Annotated in this window: 25 protein-coding genes; 7 read left to right on the top strand and 18 right to left on the bottom strand. The window is 55.7% G+C overall.

Annotated features, from left to right (window positions below; genetic code table 11):
• Positions 1-62 precede the first annotated feature (62 nt).
• The 10 genes from CEJ45_RS23920 to yddG all read right to left on the bottom strand — a co-directional run bounded on the left by CEJ45_RS23920 (position 63) and on the right by yddG (position 8454).
• The gene (locus tag CEJ45_RS23920) at positions 63-497 is read right to left on the bottom strand and encodes a class II aldolase/adducin family protein (protein ID WP_088757488.1); all 435 of its coding nucleotides are present in this window, start codon (positions 495-497) and stop codon (positions 63-65) included.
• Positions 497-1243 (bottom strand): HAD family hydrolase, encoded by a 747-nt coding sequence (locus CEJ45_RS23915; protein ID WP_088757487.1) that lies wholly within the window; start codon positions 1241-1243, stop codon positions 497-499. The genes CEJ45_RS23920 and CEJ45_RS23915 overlap by 1 nt, the downstream gene beginning before the upstream one ends.
• A complete protein-coding gene (locus CEJ45_RS23910; RefSeq protein WP_206601765.1) occupies positions 1243-2613 on the bottom strand; it encodes a hypothetical protein in 1371 nt (456 codons plus the stop codon). Before CEJ45_RS23910 ends, CEJ45_RS23915 begins: the two co-directional genes overlap by 1 nt.
• The gene (locus CEJ45_RS25030; RefSeq protein WP_206601764.1) at positions 2547-3293 is read right to left on the bottom strand and encodes a hypothetical protein; all 747 of its coding nucleotides are present in this window, start codon (positions 3291-3293) and stop codon (positions 2547-2549) included. The genes CEJ45_RS23910 and CEJ45_RS25030 overlap by 67 nt, the downstream gene beginning before the upstream one ends.
• Positions 3294-3304: 11 nt before the next feature.
• Positions 3305-3895, bottom strand: a complete 591-nt coding sequence (locus CEJ45_RS23905; RefSeq protein ID WP_088757486.1) for a phosphatidylinositol-specific phospholipase C/glycerophosphodiester phosphodiesterase family protein — start codon at positions 3893-3895, stop codon at positions 3305-3307.
• A 2-nt stretch (positions 3896-3897) separates the two neighbouring features.
• A complete protein-coding gene (locus tag CEJ45_RS23900) occupies positions 3898-4590 on the bottom strand; it encodes a glycosyltransferase family 2 protein (protein WP_088757485.1) in 693 nt (230 codons plus the stop codon).
• Entirely contained in the window at positions 4587-5306 is a 720-nt protein-coding gene (locus tag CEJ45_RS23895) for a TylF/MycF/NovP-related O-methyltransferase (RefSeq protein ID WP_088757484.1), read from the bottom strand. The genes CEJ45_RS23900 and CEJ45_RS23895 overlap by 4 nt, the downstream gene beginning before the upstream one ends.
• Positions 5307-5687: a GtrA family protein gene (locus CEJ45_RS23890; RefSeq protein ID WP_158214943.1), complete on the bottom strand. Its 381-nt coding sequence runs from the start codon at positions 5685-5687 to the stop codon at positions 5307-5309.
• Positions 5684-7363, bottom strand: a complete 1680-nt coding sequence (locus tag CEJ45_RS23885) for an NTP transferase domain-containing protein (protein WP_088757489.1) — start codon at positions 7361-7363, stop codon at positions 5684-5686. The genes CEJ45_RS23890 and CEJ45_RS23885 overlap by 4 nt, the downstream gene beginning before the upstream one ends.
• A gap of 146 nt (positions 7364-7509) precedes the next feature.
• On the bottom strand, positions 7510-8454 hold the full coding sequence (gene yddG / locus CEJ45_RS23880) for an aromatic amino acid DMT transporter YddG (RefSeq protein ID WP_088757482.1): 945 nt from the start codon (positions 8452-8454) through the stop codon (positions 7510-7512).
• A 190-nt stretch (positions 8455-8644) separates the two neighbouring features.
• Here yddG and CEJ45_RS23875 point away from each other — a divergent pair, with 190 nt between their 5' ends.
• Together CEJ45_RS23875 and CEJ45_RS23870 are read left to right on the top strand one after the other, a co-directional pair.
• Positions 8645-9301 (top strand): 7-cyano-7-deazaguanine/7-aminomethyl-7-deazaguanine transporter, encoded by a 657-nt coding sequence (locus tag CEJ45_RS23875; protein ID WP_088757481.1) that lies wholly within the window; start codon positions 8645-8647, stop codon positions 9299-9301.
• 95 nt (positions 9302-9396) lie between these two features.
• Positions 9397-10554, top strand: a complete 1158-nt coding sequence (locus CEJ45_RS23870; RefSeq protein ID WP_088757480.1) for an MFS transporter — start codon at positions 9397-9399, stop codon at positions 10552-10554.
• Positions 10555-10636: 82 nt separating this feature from the next.
• Here CEJ45_RS23870 and argE read toward each other — a convergent pair whose 3' ends face one another.
• On the bottom strand, positions 10637-11839 hold the full coding sequence (argE, locus tag CEJ45_RS23865; RefSeq protein WP_088757479.1) for an acetylornithine deacetylase: 1203 nt from the start codon (positions 11837-11839) through the stop codon (positions 10637-10639).
• 520 nt (positions 11840-12359) lie between these two features.
• On the opposite strand from argE, the gene CEJ45_RS23860 reads away from it, so the two are divergent.
• Positions 12360-12848, top strand: coding sequence for a response regulator (locus tag CEJ45_RS23860; RefSeq protein ID WP_088757478.1), 489 nt, complete (start codon positions 12360-12362; stop codon positions 12846-12848).
• A gap of 89 nt (positions 12849-12937) precedes the next feature.
• Here the strand turns inward: CEJ45_RS23860 and CEJ45_RS23855 are convergent, their stop codons facing one another.
• The 5 genes from CEJ45_RS23855 to CEJ45_RS23835 all read right to left on the bottom strand — a co-directional run bounded on the left by CEJ45_RS23855 (position 12938) and on the right by CEJ45_RS23835 (position 17650).
• The gene (locus CEJ45_RS23855) at positions 12938-13186 is read right to left on the bottom strand and encodes a hypothetical protein (protein ID WP_088757477.1); all 249 of its coding nucleotides are present in this window, start codon (positions 13184-13186) and stop codon (positions 12938-12940) included.
• Between the two features lie 158 nt (positions 13187-13344).
• The gene (locus CEJ45_RS23850) at positions 13345-14610 is read right to left on the bottom strand and encodes a hypothetical protein (protein WP_088757476.1); all 1266 of its coding nucleotides are present in this window, start codon (positions 14608-14610) and stop codon (positions 13345-13347) included.
• Between the two features lie 14 nt (positions 14611-14624).
• The gene (locus CEJ45_RS23845) at positions 14625-15467 is read right to left on the bottom strand and encodes a lipopolysaccharide biosynthesis protein (RefSeq protein WP_088757475.1); all 843 of its coding nucleotides are present in this window, start codon (positions 15465-15467) and stop codon (positions 14625-14627) included.
• A gap of 36 nt (positions 15468-15503) precedes the next feature.
• Positions 15504-15896, bottom strand: coding sequence for an MATE family efflux transporter (locus CEJ45_RS23840; protein ID WP_158214942.1), 393 nt, complete (start codon positions 15894-15896; stop codon positions 15504-15506).
• Positions 15897-16807: 911 nt separating this feature from the next.
• Entirely contained in the window at positions 16808-17650 is an 843-nt protein-coding gene (locus tag CEJ45_RS23835) for a class I SAM-dependent methyltransferase (protein ID WP_088757473.1), read from the bottom strand.
• A gap of 178 nt (positions 17651-17828) precedes the next feature.
• Here CEJ45_RS23835 and CEJ45_RS23830 point away from each other — a divergent pair, with 178 nt between their 5' ends.
• The 4 genes from CEJ45_RS23830 to CEJ45_RS23815 all read left to right on the top strand — a co-directional run bounded on the left by CEJ45_RS23830 (position 17829) and on the right by CEJ45_RS23815 (position 21132).
• A complete protein-coding gene (locus CEJ45_RS23830) occupies positions 17829-18047 on the top strand; it encodes a hypothetical protein (protein ID WP_088757472.1) in 219 nt (72 codons plus the stop codon).
• 104 nt (positions 18048-18151) lie between these two features.
• Positions 18152-18355: a hypothetical protein gene (locus CEJ45_RS23825; RefSeq protein WP_158214941.1), complete on the top strand. Its 204-nt coding sequence runs from the start codon at positions 18152-18154 to the stop codon at positions 18353-18355.
• A gap of 692 nt (positions 18356-19047) precedes the next feature.
• Positions 19048-20682: a methyl-accepting chemotaxis protein gene (locus CEJ45_RS23820; protein WP_088757470.1), complete on the top strand. Its 1635-nt coding sequence runs from the start codon at positions 19048-19050 to the stop codon at positions 20680-20682.
• Between the two features lie 147 nt (positions 20683-20829).
• Entirely contained in the window at positions 20830-21132 is a 303-nt protein-coding gene (locus tag CEJ45_RS23815; RefSeq protein WP_141107053.1) for a hypothetical protein, read from the top strand.
• 149 nt (positions 21133-21281) lie between these two features.
• Here CEJ45_RS23815 and CEJ45_RS24695 read toward each other — a convergent pair whose 3' ends face one another.
• Both CEJ45_RS24695 and CEJ45_RS23810 read right to left on the bottom strand, forming a co-directional pair.
• Positions 21282-21707: a hypothetical protein gene (locus CEJ45_RS24695; protein ID WP_141107052.1), complete on the bottom strand. Its 426-nt coding sequence runs from the start codon at positions 21705-21707 to the stop codon at positions 21282-21284.
• 2 nt (positions 21708-21709) lie between these two features.
• Positions 21710-22504 (bottom strand): hypothetical protein, encoded by a 795-nt coding sequence (locus tag CEJ45_RS23810; protein WP_088757468.1) that lies wholly within the window; start codon positions 22502-22504, stop codon positions 21710-21712.
• Positions 22505-22650: the final 146 nt, after the last annotated feature.

The raw sequence follows: 22650 nt of genomic DNA, 5'->3' as shown, positions 1-22650 counted from the left end.
GCTATTTCGCTTCTTCTTTGCTTCACTCATTCTCGTCATCCCTTCCAGGACGACAGCTTAAATCAGTGTCTCAAATTCGGGGTCCACTTTACCCAACGCACGCGATCACCCAGCACTTGCTGCAAGACCGCCTTCGCATCTGCCTGCACAAGGTGCACGAGCAACTCCACCGCATGGGCATGCAGCACCACCTTATGCGGCAGCAGGGCATGCAGCATCGTCTCGATGGATGGTCTGAGTGTCGACGCGCCCTGCACTTGCGGCACTTCATCAAAGCGCTGCGCCTCAATTGCCTGCCGCAGGTGCCGCAGGTCCACTGGTACGAAAATCTCCTTGGTCAGCGCATCCGCAAGCCAAGTCCCCGATGCCTTCACCCACAAGGTGTCCGGCGTCTTCCATGAGGCATTTCCACCGGCTCCCTGCACCAACAAGGCATCAGCACCAATGCGCGCGCAATAGGCTTTTACGCTCCCGGCCACCGCCAGCTCTGCTTGCATCAACGACTCCCCAGTTTGCTGATCAGTTTTCTCAGCTCAGAAAATTCGCCAAATGTGGCATCCGGCATGCTGTCCCCGGCGCCGAGCTCAACCCCCGAATGGATTTTCTGTAGTGTCACAGCATTGATTTTTTCACGGGCACCACGGATATCGTTGACCGGATTGTCACCTATCATCCAGATGCAATCGCCCTTGGGTTGCAGTTTCTCCATGGCGATTTCAAACGGCGCGGCGTGCGGCTTGTCAAAACCGGCTTCCTCGCTGGTAACGATATAGTCAAATGACTGATCCAATCCGAAATAGACCACCTTCCTGAATTGAATCTGCGCCGTCAGATCAGTCACGATCGCAGTGGGAATACCCAATAGACGAATATCGTCGAGCAGTTCCTTGATGTCGTCGAACAGAACGGCATTGGCGAGAAAAGTACGCCAATACGTCTGCTCAAAGTCCAGCGCCAGCAACACCTGCGACCCCAGGCCCATCAGCTCCAGCATGCGCTGCATGTAAAGCAAGCGGCTGTGTGACGAAGCCGTATGCTTCAGCCGTGCCTTCACTTGTGCCCGGGCATTCTCGAATGCCCGGTCGAAATCCCTTTCCGATATGGAAAAGGTGGTGACCACTTTCTCTCGCACGGCCGACTGAGCAGCCAAATGCGCGGGATCATAGGGATACAGTGTGTTGTCGGTATCGAAAAGTATCGCGTCAGGCAAACGCGCAAATCGCACCTGATTATTGATCTTCATTAGATAAATCGCTTGGTCTGTTCCTGGCTGATATGCGACAGAGTGATCAACTGCATCAGCCCCATCATGCCGTCCTGCCACTCCGGCTTCGTGTCGAGAAATTCCAGCATCTGCGGATACAGCATTTGCGCAGCCATATTGATGTCGGAGGCCGATGTATCCCCCTCGATCGTCATGCGTACTTCGCCGCCGTCACTGCTGACCCCCATATCAACCTGAAGTCCGCATACGCCCAGCAAGATGCGATTGAGCGATAACTCATTGAATCCGCGACGCGTTTGCACCACAAGCTTCAAACGAAGATGGTGATGGTCGCTCAAGTTCTCCAGCATCCTGGGATGGATAGGCTGCAACGAAAATACCAAATCCGCATGGTTTGCCTGCGGTTTGATGAAGCGCTCAGAATCAGGCTGTCGCTTCTCAAAAGAACTGAGCACCCGCTCCAGGGAATGCCCGCGCTCGCTTACGTCACGTTTTATCTTGAAATATCGACGCAATCCCTCATCGATGTCCAAGTAGATCTTCAAGCTGCAGCAGTTGCGCAAGATTGGCAAATAGAGCGCATGCAAACCACTGGCAATGATGAAATCGTTACTGGCAATCCGTATCGGCTTGCTCATTTTACCGGTGTGATGATCGTAATGCCGAGACTGAATGGACTTGCCATCCGCCAACGAAATCAAATCGCTACTGAACCTCTCCAGATCGTTAGCCATTGGATTGAGGTGTGTCAGGACGTGCCACATCGGCTTCTGCCGGTCCCAGAAGTGGTAATCGTCGCCGGACATCTTGGCCACCGAGTGCGCGCCGAAAAGTCCGCTGATAGCATTGGCAAAAGTGTCTTTGCCGGCACCTGAATCGCCGGCGACGCCGATCACAAACGGCTTGCGGCTCTGCCGGAAAAAATCATTCCGACGGATACCCTCCCGCCAGATGCGAAGAGCCAGCAATACCCCAATTGCGATCATTGTCGTATGTAGCAAAGACGTAACTCGTCCTTCGATCAGCGGATTGAGGTGCAAGACTTCGCGGGGAGAAAATCCGAGCCCATTGATGAGCCGAATCTGACTGTTGAGGAGCGTTCCCAGCACATAGAGGCCGGAAAACATCGCCGCAAGGAAGACCGCCATTCGCCCGCTCATGGCCTGATACAACACGAGAAAAGGAACGCTCCAGACAAACCAGCCCGGCGATGCAGGCAACATCAGGACAATCAGCAAAAACGCCATCCCCGTTATCGCCTGAAACAGATCAAAATTCAGGCGACGCACCCGCCAAGCGAGATACAGCATGAGCACATAGGTCAACGGCACCGGATAAATGACCCAGCCCCCACCTGTATCAACCACAACCTGATAAATCTTTTCCATTTCCGGGTGCCGAACAACATCTGAAGTCCAGAGACCGAAAACGCGAATGGAACAAGGAAGATGGCAGCACAGGCCAAGCATCCCGCCATGAACCTCACGACATATTGCCGTAGGGACTTGTTATTGAAGAAGTAGATGACGTAGAAAGGAAATGCGACCACCATACTCAATTTGGCTGAGATGGCGGCCACCAGCAAGAACCCTGCGACACCCAGCCTGACCTTGCGCACATTCCACATCGACCAGGCAAGAAGCAGCGCGGGCACCAGGTCGTTCATTCCCAGCACATAGCTTGCGACAATAACGAACGGCGAAAGCCAATATGCGATCAACAGCAATCGTCGGCGTCCTGGCAATAGTCGATGGAGCACGTAGAGCAAGCCCACGTCCACTCCCAGCAGCGTGAGGGCATAGCCGTATTGCAGCGACGTTCCCAGCAATTTAGCCACCAGCGTCAATGGCAGAAACATCAGCCACATGGCAAAACCATAGGGGAAAGCCACTGGCGTACCACCGCTGGAAATCCAAGTTGACCACGGATCAAGCACGAACGAGGACACGCTCACGTCGAGAAACGGCACATACCAGTCACCCGCAGCGACAGGCATCATGCTTGCGATGAGCAGCAGGCGAATCATCAGGCCCACTGAAAACAGCGGGTGCAGACATAACTTTTTCATTGCGCGGTCGTTCAATGTTCCCAAAGATCGGGGCGTTTCGTGCAGACGGCATCTGCCTCGATGTGCGCCTCCTCAAGCAGCAGGCGCAATTGAGCGATTCCAGTTTCGGCATCGCGCCCCTGCAATTCCGGTGAGACCAGGCAGAGCTTGAAGCCGGCATTGTGCAGACGACTGGCAGCCGCTGCATCCAAGGGGAAACGAGTAAAGCAATCGACCCAGACCCAGTCCACCTTCCCGGCCAGGGACAGGGCAGTTTCAATCGATTCGAATTCGGAGACCCGCACCGCACAACGGCGCTCGCCAGCCCTGACGCTCTTGACGAGGAACGGGAATGATTGATCGAGAAAGAAAAAATCGGTAATCCCATATGCAGCCATCAATGCCAGCAGTCGCTCCTCCAACCCCTCTTCTTTCACATTGAGAATCAGGGTGCCATGGCGATAAGCTTGTAGCCACTCCTCGAACAACGGGCCCTCAACGAATGGATCGTGATGAATGATGAGCGCATCACATCGGCTCCGAATATCGACCTCCACACCATATCTTGGGTCGGTCTGCTGCAATTGTTCAATCAGGTTGCGGCGATGGCTGATGATCTTCATGACTAGACCTTCTTTCTTAATTGGAGACTGAACGCCACAGTTCGGCGGATAAACCGCCACTTCGCTTTCCAGTCGACATTCCAATGCGACATGCCAAATGCCCTCTCGCCAAATTTCACGGGGAAACGATGAACGACAAGATTTTGCCTGCGAGCCAAATAATATGCGTAGAGATCAAGGGAAAAATCGTTCGGGGGCGTCTGCCAGCTCTCAAAGAACTTGCGCGAGAACATCGTCGGTTGAGCGTTAATATCCCACATCGGACGCGCCATCAACAGACTCTCGAACAGACTCATGCCGACGGTAAAAAAAACGTCCGACAGCGGCCGCCCGTAACGGCGACCTTTTACGAACACATCATCGCCATGGGTATCGAAAAATGGAAGTCCCTTCAGCAAATCCTGGGGGTCAGTCTGCATATCGGCGTGCGTCCAGGCAAGTACATCGCCCTTGGCGCTACGCAACCCCGACACGATACCGAAGCCATAGCCCTGATTCTGCTCCACACGCACCGATCGGCACCCGGGATACTGGGGAAGCAGCTGCTGCAAGAGCTGTGGAGTTTCGTCCGTCGATCCATTGTCAACCAGGATAATTTCTCCCTTTCCATTGGCGCCCAGCATCTTGCACCGTTCCAATAACAAGGGAAGATTTTTCGCTTCGTTGTAGCAAGGAATGATCAGCGAAAACTTCATTGCTTCTTCTCTGAAACAATGTAGACCACGCCGCCCATGCCATAGCTAAAGACCTGACGTACCTTGATATTGCATTGTGCGACAAACTCATTAAAAGCTCGCGCGACACCACGGGACTCGCTCCCACGATAGGAAAAATAATCATCCAATACGATGAACGTGCCTTCCTGAACGGTAGGAGCGCAGAAGGTCAGTGCGTCGTTGGCACTGGAATACGTATCGCTATCGATGAAAATAATGCGCGATCTTTCGATTCCAAATTCAAGCGCACCACCCTTCAGTGATTCATTGAAGAATCCGGGGACCAGCTTGAACTCGATGTCATTCTTTGCTGCACGCTTTGCGCGCTGCTCGACCGCTTTCAAACTGGTCTCAAAATTCTCATCCGTGTAGAAAGGATGTTTATCGTCGTCAGATAAAGTGCCGAAACCTGAAAACGAGTCAAACCCATAGAACTTGGTATTCAGGTTTTTCTTGTTCAGATACGCCAGTTTTCGACAGCATCGGATGGAGTGGCAAAACGAACTGCCGGTAAACACTCCGAACTCCAGGTAGTCGCCGGAGACGTCTTCGACGGAAGAAAGATAATGCACCTTCTTCAAGACGTGATACTTCTCCAGATTGTGGATGATGGCGGGATTGAGACCCGCAAGCAGGACTGATGCCCAATCTTGCAAGAACTCGAGTTTTGAGAGAAAGCCGAACTGCGTTGCCATTTATTTCCCCATCTCATTGAATACAAATTTTTTTTGGCCGATGAAGTTGTTGATCGCAGCGAAAGCGGCGCCCAATAACCAACATAGCTTGTTGTCCCACCCAAGGATATTTGCCGCAACCTCGACAATCAGACTCATCCCCAATCCGCCAATGGCATACACCAGCAGGAATCTGATCTTGTTTTGTCGCGTCATCGCGAACCTGACACCGAAAACCCACACACGGCCCAGATGATATGAGGCCCACAATCCCGCGACATAAGCGACTGCAGATGCCAGAAACAAAGACACTCCCAGCGAATGAAGGAACTGGTAGCAAACAAAGTTGACGACATTGGAAAGGACACCTGCCAATAAAAAACGACAGATATCCTTGCTCACGATTGAACCTGATGAGAATCAGGCAGCGTGGGCAGGAACGCCTGGCAACGCTGGCGAAGCACTTGCACCTTCTCAGGCGGAACTCGGGCATCAAGCTCTATCCGATAAGGATGAGACGCCCATTTATGGAAACATGACTGCCAATATTCGAAGGTGCGGAGGTCGTTTGGTGTCCCCCAGCACAAATAACTATCGACCTCGAACAGACGGCAAGACAGCCCCATCTCAATCGCATCGTTGATGCAGGAGTCGATGTAAAACTCGCCATTGATACGGCCGTCCCGGGCAATCAATCGCTGCACGACGGCGCGAAAATCCTCGGCACGCCGGAACGTGAATGCGCCCAGCACGATAGGGTCGGCAGCGGGATCAGCTAACGGCTTCTTGACCGAGATTACTCGAACTTTCCCTTGGTCCTCATCGATCCAGCCAAACATGTGCGGATGGCGAATTGCGTTCGGATAAGCTCGCACGCCCCATACGATGACATCAACCTCTTGATCATCCAGTAACTGTTCGTAAGCCCTGGCATCATAGAGTGCACCGTTGTCGCAGGTGCCGACCGTCACCGGTCCTTCGATCGTGCCGATATCGGCCTGCAGGGCATCCAGGCCAATCAGGGCAGTACATGCCTGTCCTTCGGTTACACCTGAGATCGTCTCGATGAGTGCAGAGGGATAAGTCTTTTTCAGTTCGGCAGACACCGCCTGATGGCCTGGCATGTCGGACCGGAGAACGAAAACATACCGTTCGGCGGAAGGCAGATCATGCGTAGCTTGCAACACCATGGAGGCCCCTGACACCTGTATCAGCGGCTTGGTAACTTCGTATCCCTCATTGAAAAACCGCTGACCCAGGCCTGCCATAGGGACAATCACGCTCCCCACGGGCCGCGCCGGAGCAGGCATTGGTGTAGCCAACTGACGGAAAGCCGATGACCAAACCCTATATTCCCGGACATCTTCCGGGGTTCCCCATTGCATGAAATGCTGCAAGGGATAAACGGCGACTTTTTTGCCTTCGGCCAGTAACGGCCGATAAGCCAGACTAACGTAGAATTCGCCGCCAACGTGGAGATCCTGCGCCATCGCGTTGCGCAGCGCATCGTGCATCAACTGGGCTGAGGCGAAATAATAGGTCCCACTGGAAGCATACTCCTCCATCCTGTTATCCGTGTAGGGTTGCTTTTCCTGTATCGCCTGGACCCAGCCATGATGCTCACGCATATAGGCGTAATTCGTGCTGCCCAGCGAATGCGGATGAAACCCCTTGTAGGCCGGAATAGCGCCGGCGCAATCAGACAGACGCACGAAGTCCTTGAAGTGGGCCCAATCCCAGTAGCACGTGAAATCACAGTAGTTGACTACCACCGGCGCACTCAGATCGAGTAGATCGGTCACCTGAAGAACGGCATTGACAGGTCCCAGTTTGTGCGGGGGAATGCCCACCACACGTCCGCCCGGACAATAGCTTGCCAGAATCTCGGCCATTCGGTAGCTCGGCTCGTCGAGGTGCTCTTGATTGCAAACAAAGATGACGTCGGCTTCGCCTGGAAACATGTCAAGGACATGCGCGATGATTGGTTTCCCGTCTATTTCAATCAGTGGTTTGGGCACGGCATAACCAGCTCGGCGAAAACGCTCGCCAAAACCTGACATCGGAATCACGATCTGCACAAATTCCACCTTATTGAAGAGATACCGGATTCACCGGCAACATGATCAAAGTAACAAGCAAGAGCCGACGCATTATATTTCACGGGAAGATTGTCACCAAGCACTGTAATGGCCGGCTGCCGGTGCTGGAGGCGCAACAGCGTGATCTATTGGTTCTGAGGTGGGCCTTCGGGACGTGCCGCCCGCGCTGCAGGTTCTTTTGACAAATCCAGGCTGCGGGTAGCCCGCCAGCACAGGATCGACCCGGCGCACACCAGCGCAGCGCCCACCCAGAACGAGGTGGGCAGCGGCGCACGTAGCAGCAAGGCCGACAAGGCCGAAGAAAAGACCGGGATGAAATACGAGGCACCGGCCAGCACTGTCACATTGCCATGCAGGATGCCCACGTTCCAGGCCGCATAGCCCAGCCCCATCGCCGCCGCAGCCAGCACCAGGTAGACCAGTGCGGGCACACTGAAGGATAGTTCAGCCACATGCCCGCCCAGCAGCACCTTCACCCACAATGCCAATGCCACCAGCATGAAGAAAGGCGTCACCCCGTTCTGGCCTTGGGCGATGCGGGTAGTCACGGTGCAGTAGGCCGCCCAGATCAAGGCCCCGATGAAGGCCAGGCCGTAGCTCAGCGGATTGTCACGGATATTGGCCAGCATGCCGGAAGGATCCAGCCCCTGGTCGCCCCCGAGCACCCAGCAGATGCCCAGCATGGAAAGGATGAAGCCTGGCACCACCAGCAGCGTGGCGCGCTGGCCTCCGAAGAGGATGGCCGCCACCAGGGTGAAGGTCGGCCAGAGGTAATTGACCATGCCGACTTCGATGGCCTGGCGGCCGGTATGGGCATAACCGATCGAGAGCGACAGGCACAATTCATAAGCCACGAACAGCACGCTGCCCCATAGCAGATACCTGCGCGGGAAACTCGCCAGGCGCGGGAATCCCACCGACACCAGCAGGATCAGCGAAGCCACCGTGTAAATGGCCGCCGCCCCGCCGGTGGCTCCGAGATGCTCGCTCACGCCACGGATCAGGCCCACGATGGCACTCCACAGTACCACCGCGCTCAATCCGACCAGGGTTGCGTTCTTGCTCTTCATTGCGCCTGCCCAAAAGCGCAAGAGTGTACCTCAACGGCCCGCTCCATCGAACGCCGGTTCCGCCGCCCGAACAGGCTGCAGGGCCGGCCTATGTTAAAATGCTGCCCCTCTCGCCGGCCGCTGCGACCGTCTTCCCTGCGGCTGGATATGTTCATGGGTTCCCTCGCCCCCATTCATCAAAAAGGTTCATATGACCACTCTCGACCTGCGCCGCCATGCCGCGCTGCTGGCCTGGCTTTCGCTGTTCCACCTGCTGGTGATCACCTCCAGCAATTACCTGGTGCAATTGCCGGTGTCCATTTTCGGACTGCATACCACCTGGGGTGCTTTCAGCTTCCCCTTCATCTTCCTGGCCACCGACCTGACGGTACGTTTCTTCGGCGCGCCGCTGGCCCGCCGCATCATCTTCGCGGTGATGCTGCCGGCCCTGTTCATCTCCTACGCCGTCTCGGCGCTGTTCTACATGGGGCAGTGGCAGGGCTTTGGCGCGCTGGCGCATTTCAATGTCTTCGTGGCGCGCATCGCGGCGGCCAGCTTCATGGCCTATGTGCTGGGGCAGGTGCTGGACGTGCAGGTCTTCAATCGCCTGCGCGCTGCGCGCCACTGGTGGCTGGCGCCCTCGGTATCGATGATCTTCGGCAATGCCAGCGACACCCTGGCCTTCTTCTCCATCGCCTTCTGGCGCAGCAGCGATCCTTTCATGGCCACGCACTGGGTGGAGATTGCGCTGGTCGACTACGGCTTCAAGATCGCCATCAGCCTGCTGTTCTTCCTGCCGGCCTACGGGGCGCTGATGTCGTTCCTGAAGAGCTGGTTCGGCCGTCCGCTGGCGGCGGACCCGGCCTGAGTCCTGCAGCCGATTGCGTCCGGCGGTAAACTGGCGGCTTTGCGCGGTCTTGCCTGACCGCGCAGCCTCCCCTCCACCCTCCACCTGGACTGCGCATGAACTGGCCCCTGTTTGCCCTCGCCGTTGCCGCCTTTGGCATCGGTACCACTGAATTCGTCATCATGGGCTTGCTGCCCGACGTCGCGCGCGATCTGGACGTGAGCGCGCCGGCAGCCGGCATGCTGGTCTCGGGCTATGCCCTGGGCGTGGCCGCAGGTGCCCCCATCCTCGCCATCCTCACCGCCAAGTGGCCGCGCAAGCAGGCCCTGGTGGGACTGATGTGCCTGTTCATCCTGGGCAATGTGCTGTGCGCGGTGGCCCCCAATTATGTCTTCCTGATGGTGGCACGCGTTGTCACCGCTTTCTGCCATGCGGCCTTCTTCGGCATCGGTTCGGTCGTGGCGGCCGAACTGGTCGCGCCGCAAAAGCGCGCGCAAGCGGTGGCGCTGATGTTCACCGGACTGACCGTGGCCAACATCCTCGGCGTGCCCCTGGGCACCGCCTTCGGCCATGCCGCCGGATGGCGCTCCACCTTCGGCGTGGTGACCGGTATCGGCGTGCTGGCCGCCATCATGCTGTGGACCATGCTGCCCAAGAAGATCCCCATGCAGATGGGCGATATCTTCCAGGAGTTCCGGTCCATCATCGATACCCGTGTACAGCTCTCGCTGCTGACCTCGACACTGGCCTCGATCAGCATGTTCAGCGTGATCACCTACATCGCCTACATCCTGCTGGACGTGACCGGCTTCAGCACCCAGCAAGAGAGCTGGGTGCTGCTGCTCTTCGGTGCCGGCATCACGGTCGGCGGACTGGTCGGCGGCAAGCTGGCGGATTGGAAGCTGATGCCGGTCATGTGCGGCGTGTTCCTGTGCATCGCCGTCGTGCTGGGGCTGTTCTCCTTCACCAGCCACTACAAGTGGCCGACGCTGGTGACCATGTTCGCTTGGGGTGCGTTCGCCTTTGCGGTGGTGCCGGGCGCACAGATCCGCGTGCTCGATACTGCGCGCGGCGCGCCCAACCTCGCCTCGACCCTCAACCAGGGTGCCTTCAACCTGGGCAATGCCACCGGCGCGTGGGTCGGCGGACTGGCGATCTCGGCTGGCCTGCCGCTGACCGACCTGCCGCTGATCGGCTCGTTCTTCGCGCTGCTGGGATTGGCCACGGTCGCCCTGTCGGCCTCGCTGGACAAGCGCGTGCGCGCTCCTGCCTGATCCCTCCCCCCGCTCCGGCAAAAAGGCGCTTGCCCCTCACGGGCAAGCGCCTTTGTTCATCCGGGGGCTGCAACCTTGGGAGTCAAGCTGCCTTCAGATGCGCCGAAGCGATGAAGTTGTCGAAGAAACTTTCACATCGGGCCAGTTGCTCCAGGGTCACGAACTCGTTGGGCTTGTGCGCATGGACGATGTCGCCCGGCCCGCAAATCACTGCCGGCATGCCGGCCTGGCCGAACAAACCGCCTTCGGTGCCGAAGCCAACCTTGCGTGCGCGTTCACTGCCCAGGATACGCAATGCCGACGTCACCAGCGGATCATCGGCTGCCGTGCTCATGCCGGGATAGGCGGTGAGGGTCTCGAATTCGATGCGCCCTTGCGCGCCTTCGATCTGCATTTGCGGCAGCACTTCCTGTTCTGCATAACGCTTCACCTCCTCGAAGACCTCGGCCGGATCGATGCCCGGCAGGAAGCGATGCTCGAAGACGAACTCGGCCTTGTCCGGGATGATGTTGGGGGCATTGCCGCCGTTGGAGAGCGTGGTGACGATGGAGGAATACGGCACATCGAAGTCGTAGTCCTGCACTTCGGAATGTCGCACGCGCAAGGCGATCTCGCGGATCTTCAGCTGCATCATGGCGGCGTAGTCGATGCTGTTGATGCCCAGGTGCGGACACGAAGAATGCGCCGCATGGCCATGCACCGAACAACGATAGGAGCGCTTGCCCTTGTGCGCGATCACGGGCTGCATCATGGTGGGCTCGCCGATGATGACGCCGGTGGGCTTGATGTCGTTCTGCTGCAGGTCGGCCAGCAGTTCGCGCACGCCCAGGCAGCCGACTTCTTCATCATACGAGAAAGAAAAGTGCAGCGGCGTATGCAAGCGGTCCTGTGCGATGAAAGGCAGCCGCGCCAGGCAGACCGCGATGAAACCCTTCATGTCGCAAGCACCGCGACCGAACAATTTGCCATCGGCCACCTGGGCGACGAAGGGGTCGGTGTCCCAGTTCTGGCCTTTGACGGGCACCACATCGGTGTGGCCCGAGAAGACCGTGCCGTAGCGGCCAGGGCCGGCATCCCCGAGGGTGGCGAAGAGATTGGCCTTGCGCCGCTCGGCGTCGTAGGTCAGGCGCGTGGTGGCGCCGTGGCGCTCAAGGTAGTCGCGCACCCATTCGACGAGGCCCAGGTTGGATTCGCGGCTGATGGTGTTGAAACCGATGAGGGTCTTGAGGATATCCAGCGTCGCCGGGGTCGGTTCCACGGCGGCTGCGTTCAGTGATGCATTCATGATGATGGTTTGCCTGTTCAAATCCGGAACGCGGGCCAGCCGTCAACAGGACGTATGGCTTGCGTGTTCCCTCAGAAGTGCAGCAAGCCGCGTGCCACGGCCGGTGCCTGCTGGGATGCCAGCCGGCTGGTCCATTGCGGCGCGGCTACAGCCGTTTGCTTCGGCTGCACCCCTCTCACCAAATGGGAATGATATTCAGCAAGGATGGGGCAACCGCGCACAAGAAGGCCTTAGCTTACACCGCAATGCATCGCCCGGTTGCGTGGACGAAGGATGTTGACGGCCAAGCCCCGCTACCCGAGGGACGGCAATTTACCCTCAATGCCACTTGAAAAGGGGCAAACGCTTGCGTAAAAACGTCGAACCGTCCCCTATCAGGAAAATCCTGCTATGAGTTTCCACCCATTTTTGTCAGACTGCAGTTGAAGTTTTGTGCCAGGAGAAGCGCCCGCAGAGGCCAGCATGGATTCCCGCGGCACAGGAATGGTGATCAGGGTCACTACAAGAGAAGGACAAGACCATGAAGCCGCCGATCATACTGATGATTGAGTCGAACGGCGAAGCGGTGGAACTGGCGCGCTTTGCGCTGTGGCGCCAGAATTTTCACTGTGTTTTGCAGTGGTATGACGAGGCCGACGCCGCCATCGAGCGCCTGCTGCCACGCCGCCAGGATGGGGAGACGCAGATGCCGGGCATGATCTTCCTGGATCCCGGCATGATGGAAAACAATGGACTGGATTTCATCCTGGCCATGAAGGCCGGCCGCGATACCCGTTCAGTGCCCATCGTCGTATTTGCGGACAGTGATTATCCGCCGGAGATGCCGGCACTGATCGACGCCGGTGCCGTGGAATACCTGCTCAAGCCCGAGACGGCGCAGCAATACATGGAGATGGTGGTGGATCGTGCGCGGCGCTGGAGCAAGCGGAGGCGCCGACGTGCATCCCCTGCGTCTGCCGGCAAGGACAATGCGGGAGCGGACAGAACGAAGGCTGGCGGAGACGATTAGCCGTTGCGCATACCCATGAAAAAAATCGCCGTGATCTTGAAAGGTCACGGCGATATTTTTTTGCTCGCGCAGCAGGCGCGGGCTGATGCTTATTTCTTCACACGCGTGCTGATGTGGCCATCGAACTCGCGCTGCGCTGCTTCCAGTTTCTTGAGGGCTTCCTGCCAGGGCTGGTAGTCCGCTTCGGTGAGCCAGGAGCCGCCGGGATTCTGCTTCCACTGTTCGAGCTTGGCGGTCATCTTTTCATATTCTTCCAGCTGGGCGACCAGCAGCGATTCCATCTGCGTCTTCAGTTCTTCGGCGCGGGTGATCCAGGGGTCTTGTTCCTGCTCGGACATGGGCGTCTCTCTGTTGGGGTGAATGAATGTGGTGGATGCTATCACGAAGAGAATGAGCGCCTCCAATGCGGCAATGACGGGATCGGCCGCAAAGGGTTGCTGGCCGCCCGAACTCCGCATGCATTTGCCGGCTCTGCAGGGATCCGGCTTGGCAGGCTTCAGCGGACGATATACGGATTTACAGGGAACACGTCGAAGGGTACCGAAGCGGGCGACATTCCATGCGCATTGCGCCAGGCGAGGAAACCAGCTGCAAAGACCGCAGGAAGCCCGAAAAAAGCCCAGCGCGCCGGGGTAGATCGAAGCGAAAGTCCCGCCAAACCGAGGGGCAGGATCGTCATTTGATATCGTGGCTGCGTGTAGGAGGATGCCGTCATCAGCAGGAACAGAGCCAACCACATCGCCGATAGTGTTTCGGTTCGCTCAAAAGTCATCGCTTGTTGCTCCGGCCTCAGACGCCGACGAATAGTTGCGCCCAGCGTGAAAACAACAAAGAGGAAGGCTACCAGATTCAGGTGACCGAAGATGGCATAACTCACGCCGATCCAGTACACCGAGCCATTCTCGTGACTCAAAGCAGGAAATAGAATCAGACTGCTCGCGTTCAATACCAGATGCCTCATCCACTGCACCGGCACGAATGTGCTCTTGAGCAGAGCCCAAGCGCCATGATCTCCAGCGGCCGCGATATCTGGAGAAAGATGGTCAGCAAAATGCAGGTTGCGTTGCACGAACGGCAGCCATGGTGCGAGCGCGTGCGCGAAGATAGACACTCCTAACGAGATCGCCAGGCAAATCGCTGCCATCCTCCAACCCATGGAGGCCGGTGGCGACCACCGTTGCACCACGTAATACACGGCAACGAACATCAGTAGCAGCGCACCGTAGCCGTCTCGGAAGAAGAAAGCGGCAATGGCAACCAGCGCACTTTTCCATATCCAGCCAGTGGCTTTTTCCACGAGAAGCAATGCCAGCAGCAAGGTCAACAAAAGAAGCGGCAGTTCCTTGTTGGGGCCAGGCATATTGAGCAGAAAGAACGGATTGCCGAGAAGCCCAATAATGGCCGTGGCTTGACTTGTGGTATCCGGAAGCTGATCGACGATCAGACGCTTGTAGACCAATGCGGCACCAGCAAAAAGCAGCGCATTGATGGTGGGATAGAAAGAGGGGCTGATGCGATACGCAGGGGCATATAACAGCATCAATCCGCCCAGGTCGTAGCGCTTGATGTACAGGAATGTCTTCAGGTCGTAGACCTCACTGAGAGAATGCGCCAATGCAGAAACATCGGTAACCGCAAGGCCCAAGCGCAGGGCTTTCGGGAAATTGAGCTGGATAAACAGAGCCGCAGCGACGCCGGCGACAAGATATACGCCGATGGTGGGCCAGTAAATTTGGTCAAACTTTCGTTCCGGGAAGGACATTCGTTTCGACTATGTTAGTTGTTTGCGATGGCAGCCATCATGCGGGGCTTGCGGATGAAGACCCATGTCATCCCAGCGATCAATTGTAAGGTCGCGCCGAACAACCAGCTGGCACCACCTGCGATGATGCCCAGGCGCGGTGCCGTCAATGCAATGAACGTCGCAACGCCAATGACATTGAAGGCGTTGATCCACATGACATAGCGGCCGTCTCCCAGCACCAGTATCTGCTGGTAAAAGATCTGGTATGCCGCGTTGACTGCGATGGAGAGCAGTATCAACTGCAATGGGATAGTTCCTGCGGCCACGATGGCGGGATCCTTGATCCACAGCCGCAACAGCCATTCGGCACCAGCGGCCGCCACCAAACAGGGTAATACATTCGTGACGATGATTGCGACAACCAACGTGCGCAAAGACTTGTGTTCTCCTGCGGGTAGTTCGGTTGCAATACGGGGATAAAGTGCATTGAGCACTGGTGATTGGAATTGCAGAAAAGCCAGTCCCAATCCAGCCACCGCAGCGTAGCGCCCGTAGTCGCTAATGGGCACCATACCGGGCAAAAGCAGCTTGTCCAGCTGCGACACCAGAATTCCCAACAGCACGCCAATGGAAAGTGTCGCAGTCGATCGTGCGGTCGCATAGAGTTCCGCCAAGGATATCTTGAGCGACCCTTTGCTCAGGCCAGCGAATATCACCCAGCGATTGATGAACCATTCAATTGCGGCGACAGCGGAGAAGGCAATCAGGTAAGACTCTGCGCTGGGGGACCAGAAAATCACCAGCAGAAAGGCGCCGCCATGTTTGAGGCTGGCGAAGATGATCTGGCTTATATTGGAGCGGTGCTGTTCTTGCAAGCCGTTCCAATAACCGAGGTGAACGGTATTCCAGAACTAAAAAAAGAACAATACGAAAGCCAGTCTCAGCGCCAGTGACAGATCTACCGGCGCGATATTTCCCACTTTCAACCAATGCGCCGCAAGCCAGGGAACAAGCAACTGCCCCATACAAAGCGCGAACGCTGCCAGGCAAAAATAGAGACGCGAAAACTTCGCGAAGATCAAAGTCAGACACGTCTTCGAAGCACCGGCACGTGCAATATCTCTGGGAAGGATCAGAGCAAGCCCGGCGTCAAACAATGTCAACACGCCCTGAAGAGCCATGCAAAAAGCGACCATGCCCCACTGCCCGTCCGGCAGGTAACGCACGTAGAGCGGTATCAGCAGAATGCTCAGGCCGGCTCGCCAAATGATGCCGCCATAATTGAACGCAGCATTCCTCAACACTACTCTGCGTGCGAGCGCGATACGTAAGTAATGGATAGTAGCCTCTTGTTAAGCAAAGGCTAAAAAGTATAAAGGCAAATTCCGTATGGAAGCGGGCGAATTTGTTTTTTGTTGGCAATAATCCGCTTTTAGTGCACGGAAAGAAAAGCAAGCGGGAGTAAAGCTCAGCCGTAGCACGCCCGTTTGACCTGGCATAAATCGATTGAACTACACTGATGCGGCACTGTCCACCCCGCGCCGGATTGCACGATAGGACAAGCATCGACAGACTGCTTGCGGAGCAGGCAACGCTTGGAGCGAAAAAAACCCTGGACGGCGTGCGCCCGTGCTGCCAGGCAAAGATGAATCGATGAATTGATGAGCTTGTCGAAGCTTCCTCGAAGCAGTGAGCCGACGGCATCAGGAGGTTACTGCCCGCGCAGGTACGCATTGAAAATCTCGGTCCGCGATGATAGCCGTAGACAGGGCCTGGGAGAGAAGACGTTAAAGATTCTCGCAGTTTGCCAATGCATGAGGTCAGCGCGCTACCCGCGTTTCTGCATTGCTGGAGTCATCTCCGCGTCCCCGGCGCAACCAGGCTCTGCAGGCATTGAGCATGGGCGCCTCCAGATAGTGATAAGCAGCAACGCCAACGACAATTGAAACAATCACCGCAAAAAATGCGGCGGCGAACGAACCTGCGGGGCGCATCACATCCCAATGCTCGCCAACAGCCGTTTGATTCGATGGCTTTCTGCCCACTGCTGCCTCACCCAGGCAGGCTGCATATCCATGTGTCTACCTGCGGCTCTTGAAGCAGCGCATCCCGTTACCGCGCTGGTTGTTGGTTCTGACATTGAGCCCAAAATGAAAAAGCCCGCGCTGGGCGGGCAGAAAAAAAGCCGCACTGGGCGGCTTGTTTTTGAGTTACTTCACGGCTTTTTCCACACGTACATATATGCGTAATTTGCCTTGACCAGCGTTCCTTTTTTATCTCCCAAGATTCGGCTCAACAACTGCCAGACGGGAATCGTGCGCTCCGGGATATCCTCTACAACCATATAGCCGCCGGACTTGAGTGCCTTGGTGGCGAAGTGGAATGTATTGATATTGGCCTCCGTGGAATGGAGCCCATCGTCAATAACCAGGTCAAGAGCAGGACGTCCGAAGTTATCCCACATTTTTTCAAAGCTGATCGGATCCGTCTGGTCCACTCTGGAAGTTTTGATCCGATCTTCCGAGAACAGGATCTTATCGTCGAGGTCCGCACCATACACGGAGGCATTGGGCAGGTAGTCCCTAAAGGCGCGCACAGATGCCCCTGGTTTTCCTGCGGCCGTCATCGATGAAATGAAGTCTGGATCGTTGGTGCCAAGACCGACCTCAAGAATCGATAGCGCAGCGCCTTGACCCATCTCATGAAACAGGCGCGCGTAGACTTTCGTGTAGTCGTGATTGTATTTATCAGACCCATGTTCATCCAGCAGAATGCCAAGCTTGCTGTCGTCTACTCCTTGACCGAACTCCGGAGCGGCCACAGGCACTTGATCCGCTTCTGCCAAAATGGTCGACGAAAGCGCCAAAATTTGCGACGGGAATCCATTCGCAGCACTGTAGGTCAGATTCGGGTGAGACCAATAATTCCATGACGAGGGATAAAAAACAGAGAAAGCCTTATCAAGAAACTCTCTCTGCTTCCCACCGGGCGTTTCCACCACCCGACGTTTGTCTATGAAATAACCTACGCGAGCCTTGATTGATGCGATTGGATTCATTCCCAGCCTTTCTTGTAAATTTTTGTGAGTATATGGCAATTCTTATGGTCAGAGAGCTTTTCGCAAATTATCGATTTCCTCATCAGCCAGCGCCATCAAGCACGGATACTCATCGGCAGAGATGCCCGTAGTACTAGGTGGGCGTGATGACGACAGCGCTGATGCAGGAGAGTCGCCAATGAATATCCGGCCGCGCGTCATCCGCCATGGGGATTCCGCGAACCACAACCCGGCGACGGTGCACTACAGGCTGAAGGTGGTGCCGGATATCCTGACTCGGGCGGCCCGCTTCTGGCGCAACGATGGTGGTACGCCGTGGCTGGCGTCGGCACCACTGATCGAAATGCTGGAAAAGAAGAACTCGCGCCAGCTCATCCAGTTGGCACATCACCTGTAGCGCAGGGCGCAGTTCGCAATCAACGCGGGCATTCGGGACGATGCCACATGCGGCCTGCAGTGGGATGGGGAGCAGCGCTTCGGCAAGCTGGGCCGCAAGTGCGCGTGCATGACCTGCGGCACACGTATGGCACCCGCCTGCGCGCCGCCGGCGTCTCCGAGGAAGACCGGGCACTATTGCTGGGCCATGCCAGCAAGAGCATGCCCGAGCTCTATGCGACTGGAACGGTCGAGCGCCTGGTCGACCAGGCCAACAAGGTCGAGCTCACGCAGAAGGGGATGACGATCTTGCGCGTGGTCAACGGCTGAACAAGGTTACGCAAAAGCAAAAGGCCTCTAACGCTGTCACGTTAGAGGCCTTTATCTGCAAGGCTTTCGCCTTAAAGCATTTGGTTGCGGGGGCGGGATTTGTCCGTTATCTACCTTTCAGAATTACCTGAATAATTTTTCTGAACGTCCGCTTCTGGCTGAACTAACGCCCCCGAAGACAATCTGGAGCGGATGCATTCCTCATCACCAAAGCATGGTGACGCACGTTGGATTTGCAAAGCAGCCATTCCCAATCGCATTTACCGTTTAGACAACCTCACAAATAGCACGCGTCTTCGTATCAAACTAGGCTTCGGATCACGACCCGGGCGCGCAACAAATATAACAAATTCAATATTTAAAAACAAATATTCAGCCGCTTTTTCTTACTAAAAACCATTGCCGATCGATACTATTAGAAACCTCGTCGACAAATAACTGGCGAGGCGCAATGGAAAAATATGTGGAAAAACCAGCATTTTCAATGCATTCCGCACATCTCCTCACTAGAACGTTTCATATTAGCCAAGCATTTTGCGAGGCAAAAACCCAAAATACAACAAACAAATCAAATAACGTGAATTAAATATTTTTTTGTCTTATAGTTTCCCTGCATGATCAACGACGATGCATCTGAATCAGATGCGAATGGCTAATCAGGCCTCGTGGAAGAGGCAATTTAAGGGGGCATTATGAAGATGACCGATATCAAAATTAGCGTGAGACTTGGCGCGTGCTTCGCTACGCTGATCCTGGTGATGTGCGTGATCGCCGGCATCGGTGTGAAGAACCTGTGGGCCGTCAGCGATGCAACCGATGAAATCGTCAATGATCGCTACGTCAAAGTCGCGCTGGTCAACCAGGCCAATGAGAAGGTCAACACCGCCGCTCGAGCGATTCGCAATGCCATCATTGCCCCTGACCAGGCAACGATAGATAAGTACCTCGAGCGCGCTATCAGCAATACCCGCGACGTGACACAGCACTTGGCTGATCTCGAAAAGCGCATCAATACGCCGAAGGGCAGTGAGTTATTTAAGAATATCAGGGACGCGCGCGCAGAATATGCCAAGCCGCGGGATAACGTGCTCGAAATGATCCGACTCCAGAAAAAGGCTGAGGCCTCAGAGTACCTCTTCAAGGAAGTCATTCCTGCGCAAGACAAGTTCTTCGCCGCACTGAAGGAGATGACGGCTTTTCAAGTGTCGCTAATGGACAAGAGCGTGGCCAAAAGTGATGCAGCGTCGGCCGATGCCGTCAATCTGATGGTCGCGCTCTCAAGCGTCGCCATTTTGCTCTCGGTTGCGTGCGCCATGCTAATCACACGTTCTATCACCCGTCCCCTGAATGAAGCCGTTGAAGTGGCGAGCGCCGTTGCTTCGGGCGACCTCACGGTGCAGATCGCGGCGACATCCCGGGATGAAACGGGTGCGTTGCTTTCTTCGCTTAAGATCATGAACGAGAATCTGCATCGTATCGTCAGCGAGGTACGCATCGGTACCGACACGATTGCCACGGCGTCGAGCCAGATCGCCACGGGCAACCTTGATCTGTCCTCGAGGACTGAGCAGCAAGCTGGAGCGCTGGAAGAGACCGCCTCGGCCATGGAGGAACTGACTTCCACCGTCAAGCAGAATGCTGACAACGCCCGTCAGGCCAATACGCTAGCTGAGAGCGCCTCGCAGGTGGCTGTGCAAGGAGGCAACGTGGTGGGCGAAGTTGTTCAGACCATGGGCCAGATCAATGATGCCTCGCGCAAGATCGTGGATATCATCACCGTCATCGATGGCATCGCCTTCCAGACCAATATACTGGCCCTGAATGCTGCAGTAGAAGCAGCACGAGCTGGAGAACAGGGACGCGGCTTTGCCGTGGTGGCCTCCGAAGTGCGTACCTTGGCGCAGCGCAGTGCTGCCGCCGCCAAGGAAATCAAAGCTTTGATCGATACCTCGGTCGAGCGTGTAGAAAGCGGCAGTCGACTGGTGGAACAGGCCGGCGCGACCATGCACGAGGTGGTCGCCAGCGTCAAACGCGTCACCGATGTCGTCGCTGAAATCACCGCCGCCAGCGGCGAACAGAGCGATGGCATCGAGCAGATCAATCAAGCCATCGTGCAAATGGACGAAGTGACCCAGCAGAACGCAGCCTTGGTAGAAGAAGCCGCCGCTGCCGCCCAATCACTGCAGGAACAATCTAGCCGCCTGCAGGAGACCGTCGGCATCTTCAAGCTCAGCGGCAATGACGTGAGCCGCGCTACCGCGGCGGCTGCAGGTGCGGTACGACGCAGTATCGATATCACTCCGCATCCGGCAGGACTGCCGCGGTAGGAACTACCCATCCAGATCCCCTTGCCGGTGCTGATATTCCACCGGCAATTTACCCCGCCTCGCGCGGGGCTTTTTTTGACGGGATCACATAACCAGTAATGCGATAGCCGTATGTGGATCTAGACTCCCGATGCCTGGAACAACATGATGAGCGCAACCATCGAGCAGATCGCAAAGTGTTATCTTGTTCTGCTCACTTCGCTCGCGTCATCGGCGGAACGAGGCGAGCCTATCGGTGATCTTCCACAGGTAATCGCAAATTTATGTGCCAAAAGGATGTATGAAGCAGGGGCGAACGAGTTGGAAATCGAGGACCACTTTGGTGCTCGTATCAAGACTTATCTGGACAGAACGCCAGAGTGCAAGAAGCGGTATCGTTCTGTACTTGAGACAGCTCATCTGCACATTCTTATATGCACAACGCTTGGGCAGAAAATCAAACGTAAATAGTAGATTAGAAAACGGGGCGGGATTTGTCCGTTATCTACCGTTTCGCATTAAGTAGGTGACATAAAAATGTTGCATATTTGCATCATATAACATCAAAAGATGCATACATGCGCCACGCATGCCTCTACCGGAGCCCATAACAAGCCAGGTCAACCCATGGTACGAGTTCGCTTCTGCTCTTGTTCTATAGCCCGAAAAGATTCGGTAACAACAATCACAGCCGCACCCAAAGCATCATCCGCAAAGCTAGCAGGAAAAATTTCATCGGGTGAGTAGTCGGCAGTAATTCGATGGGCGTATGCCAATCGGAGAGACTTTGCAAGTCCTTTAGATATCCCGTAATTGGGATCTGTTTTCGGAACCATTGGCATGGCGAGCTGCGCAAGCAACTGCTCGTGCCGCCCGCGCGCTGCCCCTACCGAACCTGGAACCTTGAGGCACAGATGATAAGAGTAAGCTGCATGAAAGGCTGCGTAATAGGCACGGCTAGCCACTCCACGGCGACCAGCTTCATTATCCTCTGCGATTCGTAGGTTCTGGGCTACCACCAGACTTTCATTTGGCTTTACCGGCATCTTTATTCTTCTTCAGCAAAACTGACAGCACTACCATCGGTGTAGACATCTGACTGATTGGCCTGCACAAAAGCTACATCGAAAACTAAACTCTTCTTGATCTGCAACTCATCCTCAAGCTCAGCTAGTTCGATATTCATTTTAAAAATCTCTGCAGGCTCAAGCGGCGCGACAAAACATATCGTAAACAGTTCAGGGGCCTGCTCACTGCCCGCCAGGGAGCGCTTCAGAACAACTCTGATACGGCGCCTTCTGAGCACTTCAGCTGCGGCCTCCATGTGCGCAGCAATATCCTGATCGGAAATGCCATGCTGATCTAAAAGCCTAATAACTGATCGCAGCGGAGTGTGAATATCAGGAATCTCGAGATTCATTTTCTCAGCCTCATCAATGTAGGAGCTAAGAACTCTAAATGCACAACACTCCAATGCTAGCGGCAACAGGATCGTAAATGATCCTCGATTCGGCCGCCCATAAGAGGAAAAATGCTCCTGCGCTTTCACGAACCTCCCAGCCTCGATGAGGCCTTGCATCAAATTAAGCACAGGCACATCGGAGCCATGCAGTGCGAGGCTATTTCTAAGACATGCTTCCGCCTCATCGAATCTCATCACATACGTGTAGAGAAGCCCCATCACACCATCCCACTGATAGCGCCGCTCGCTCTGCAAAGGACGAGCTTTTCGCACCATCTGATGCCACGCAAAATCTTCCTCCAAGAAATATCGGCTCCGAGATACTTTCTCGACCAATTCCTGGATCAGGGAATTCGCTATTGTTTTCGGTAACGGTTGCATTGTTTGCCTCAAGTTAACCAGATGGTATCACAGGGCAAAATCAGACATGGTCTGTAAAGTGGACCCATCCGTCAAGACAGCGTTTGCCAGAATTTAAGCTGCATCCATGACTTCACTTGCAGCAGAACAGCGCTGCCCTGATCCTG

Origin of the sequence: Herbaspirillum aquaticum (genome assembly GCF_002213425.1) — a bacterium.
Lineage (GTDB): Bacteria > Pseudomonadota > Gammaproteobacteria > Burkholderiales > Burkholderiaceae_D > Herbaspirillum > Herbaspirillum aquaticum.
The sequence above is the reverse complement of the archived record's forward strand: the minus strand, read 5'-3'. Positions and strand labels throughout refer to the sequence as shown.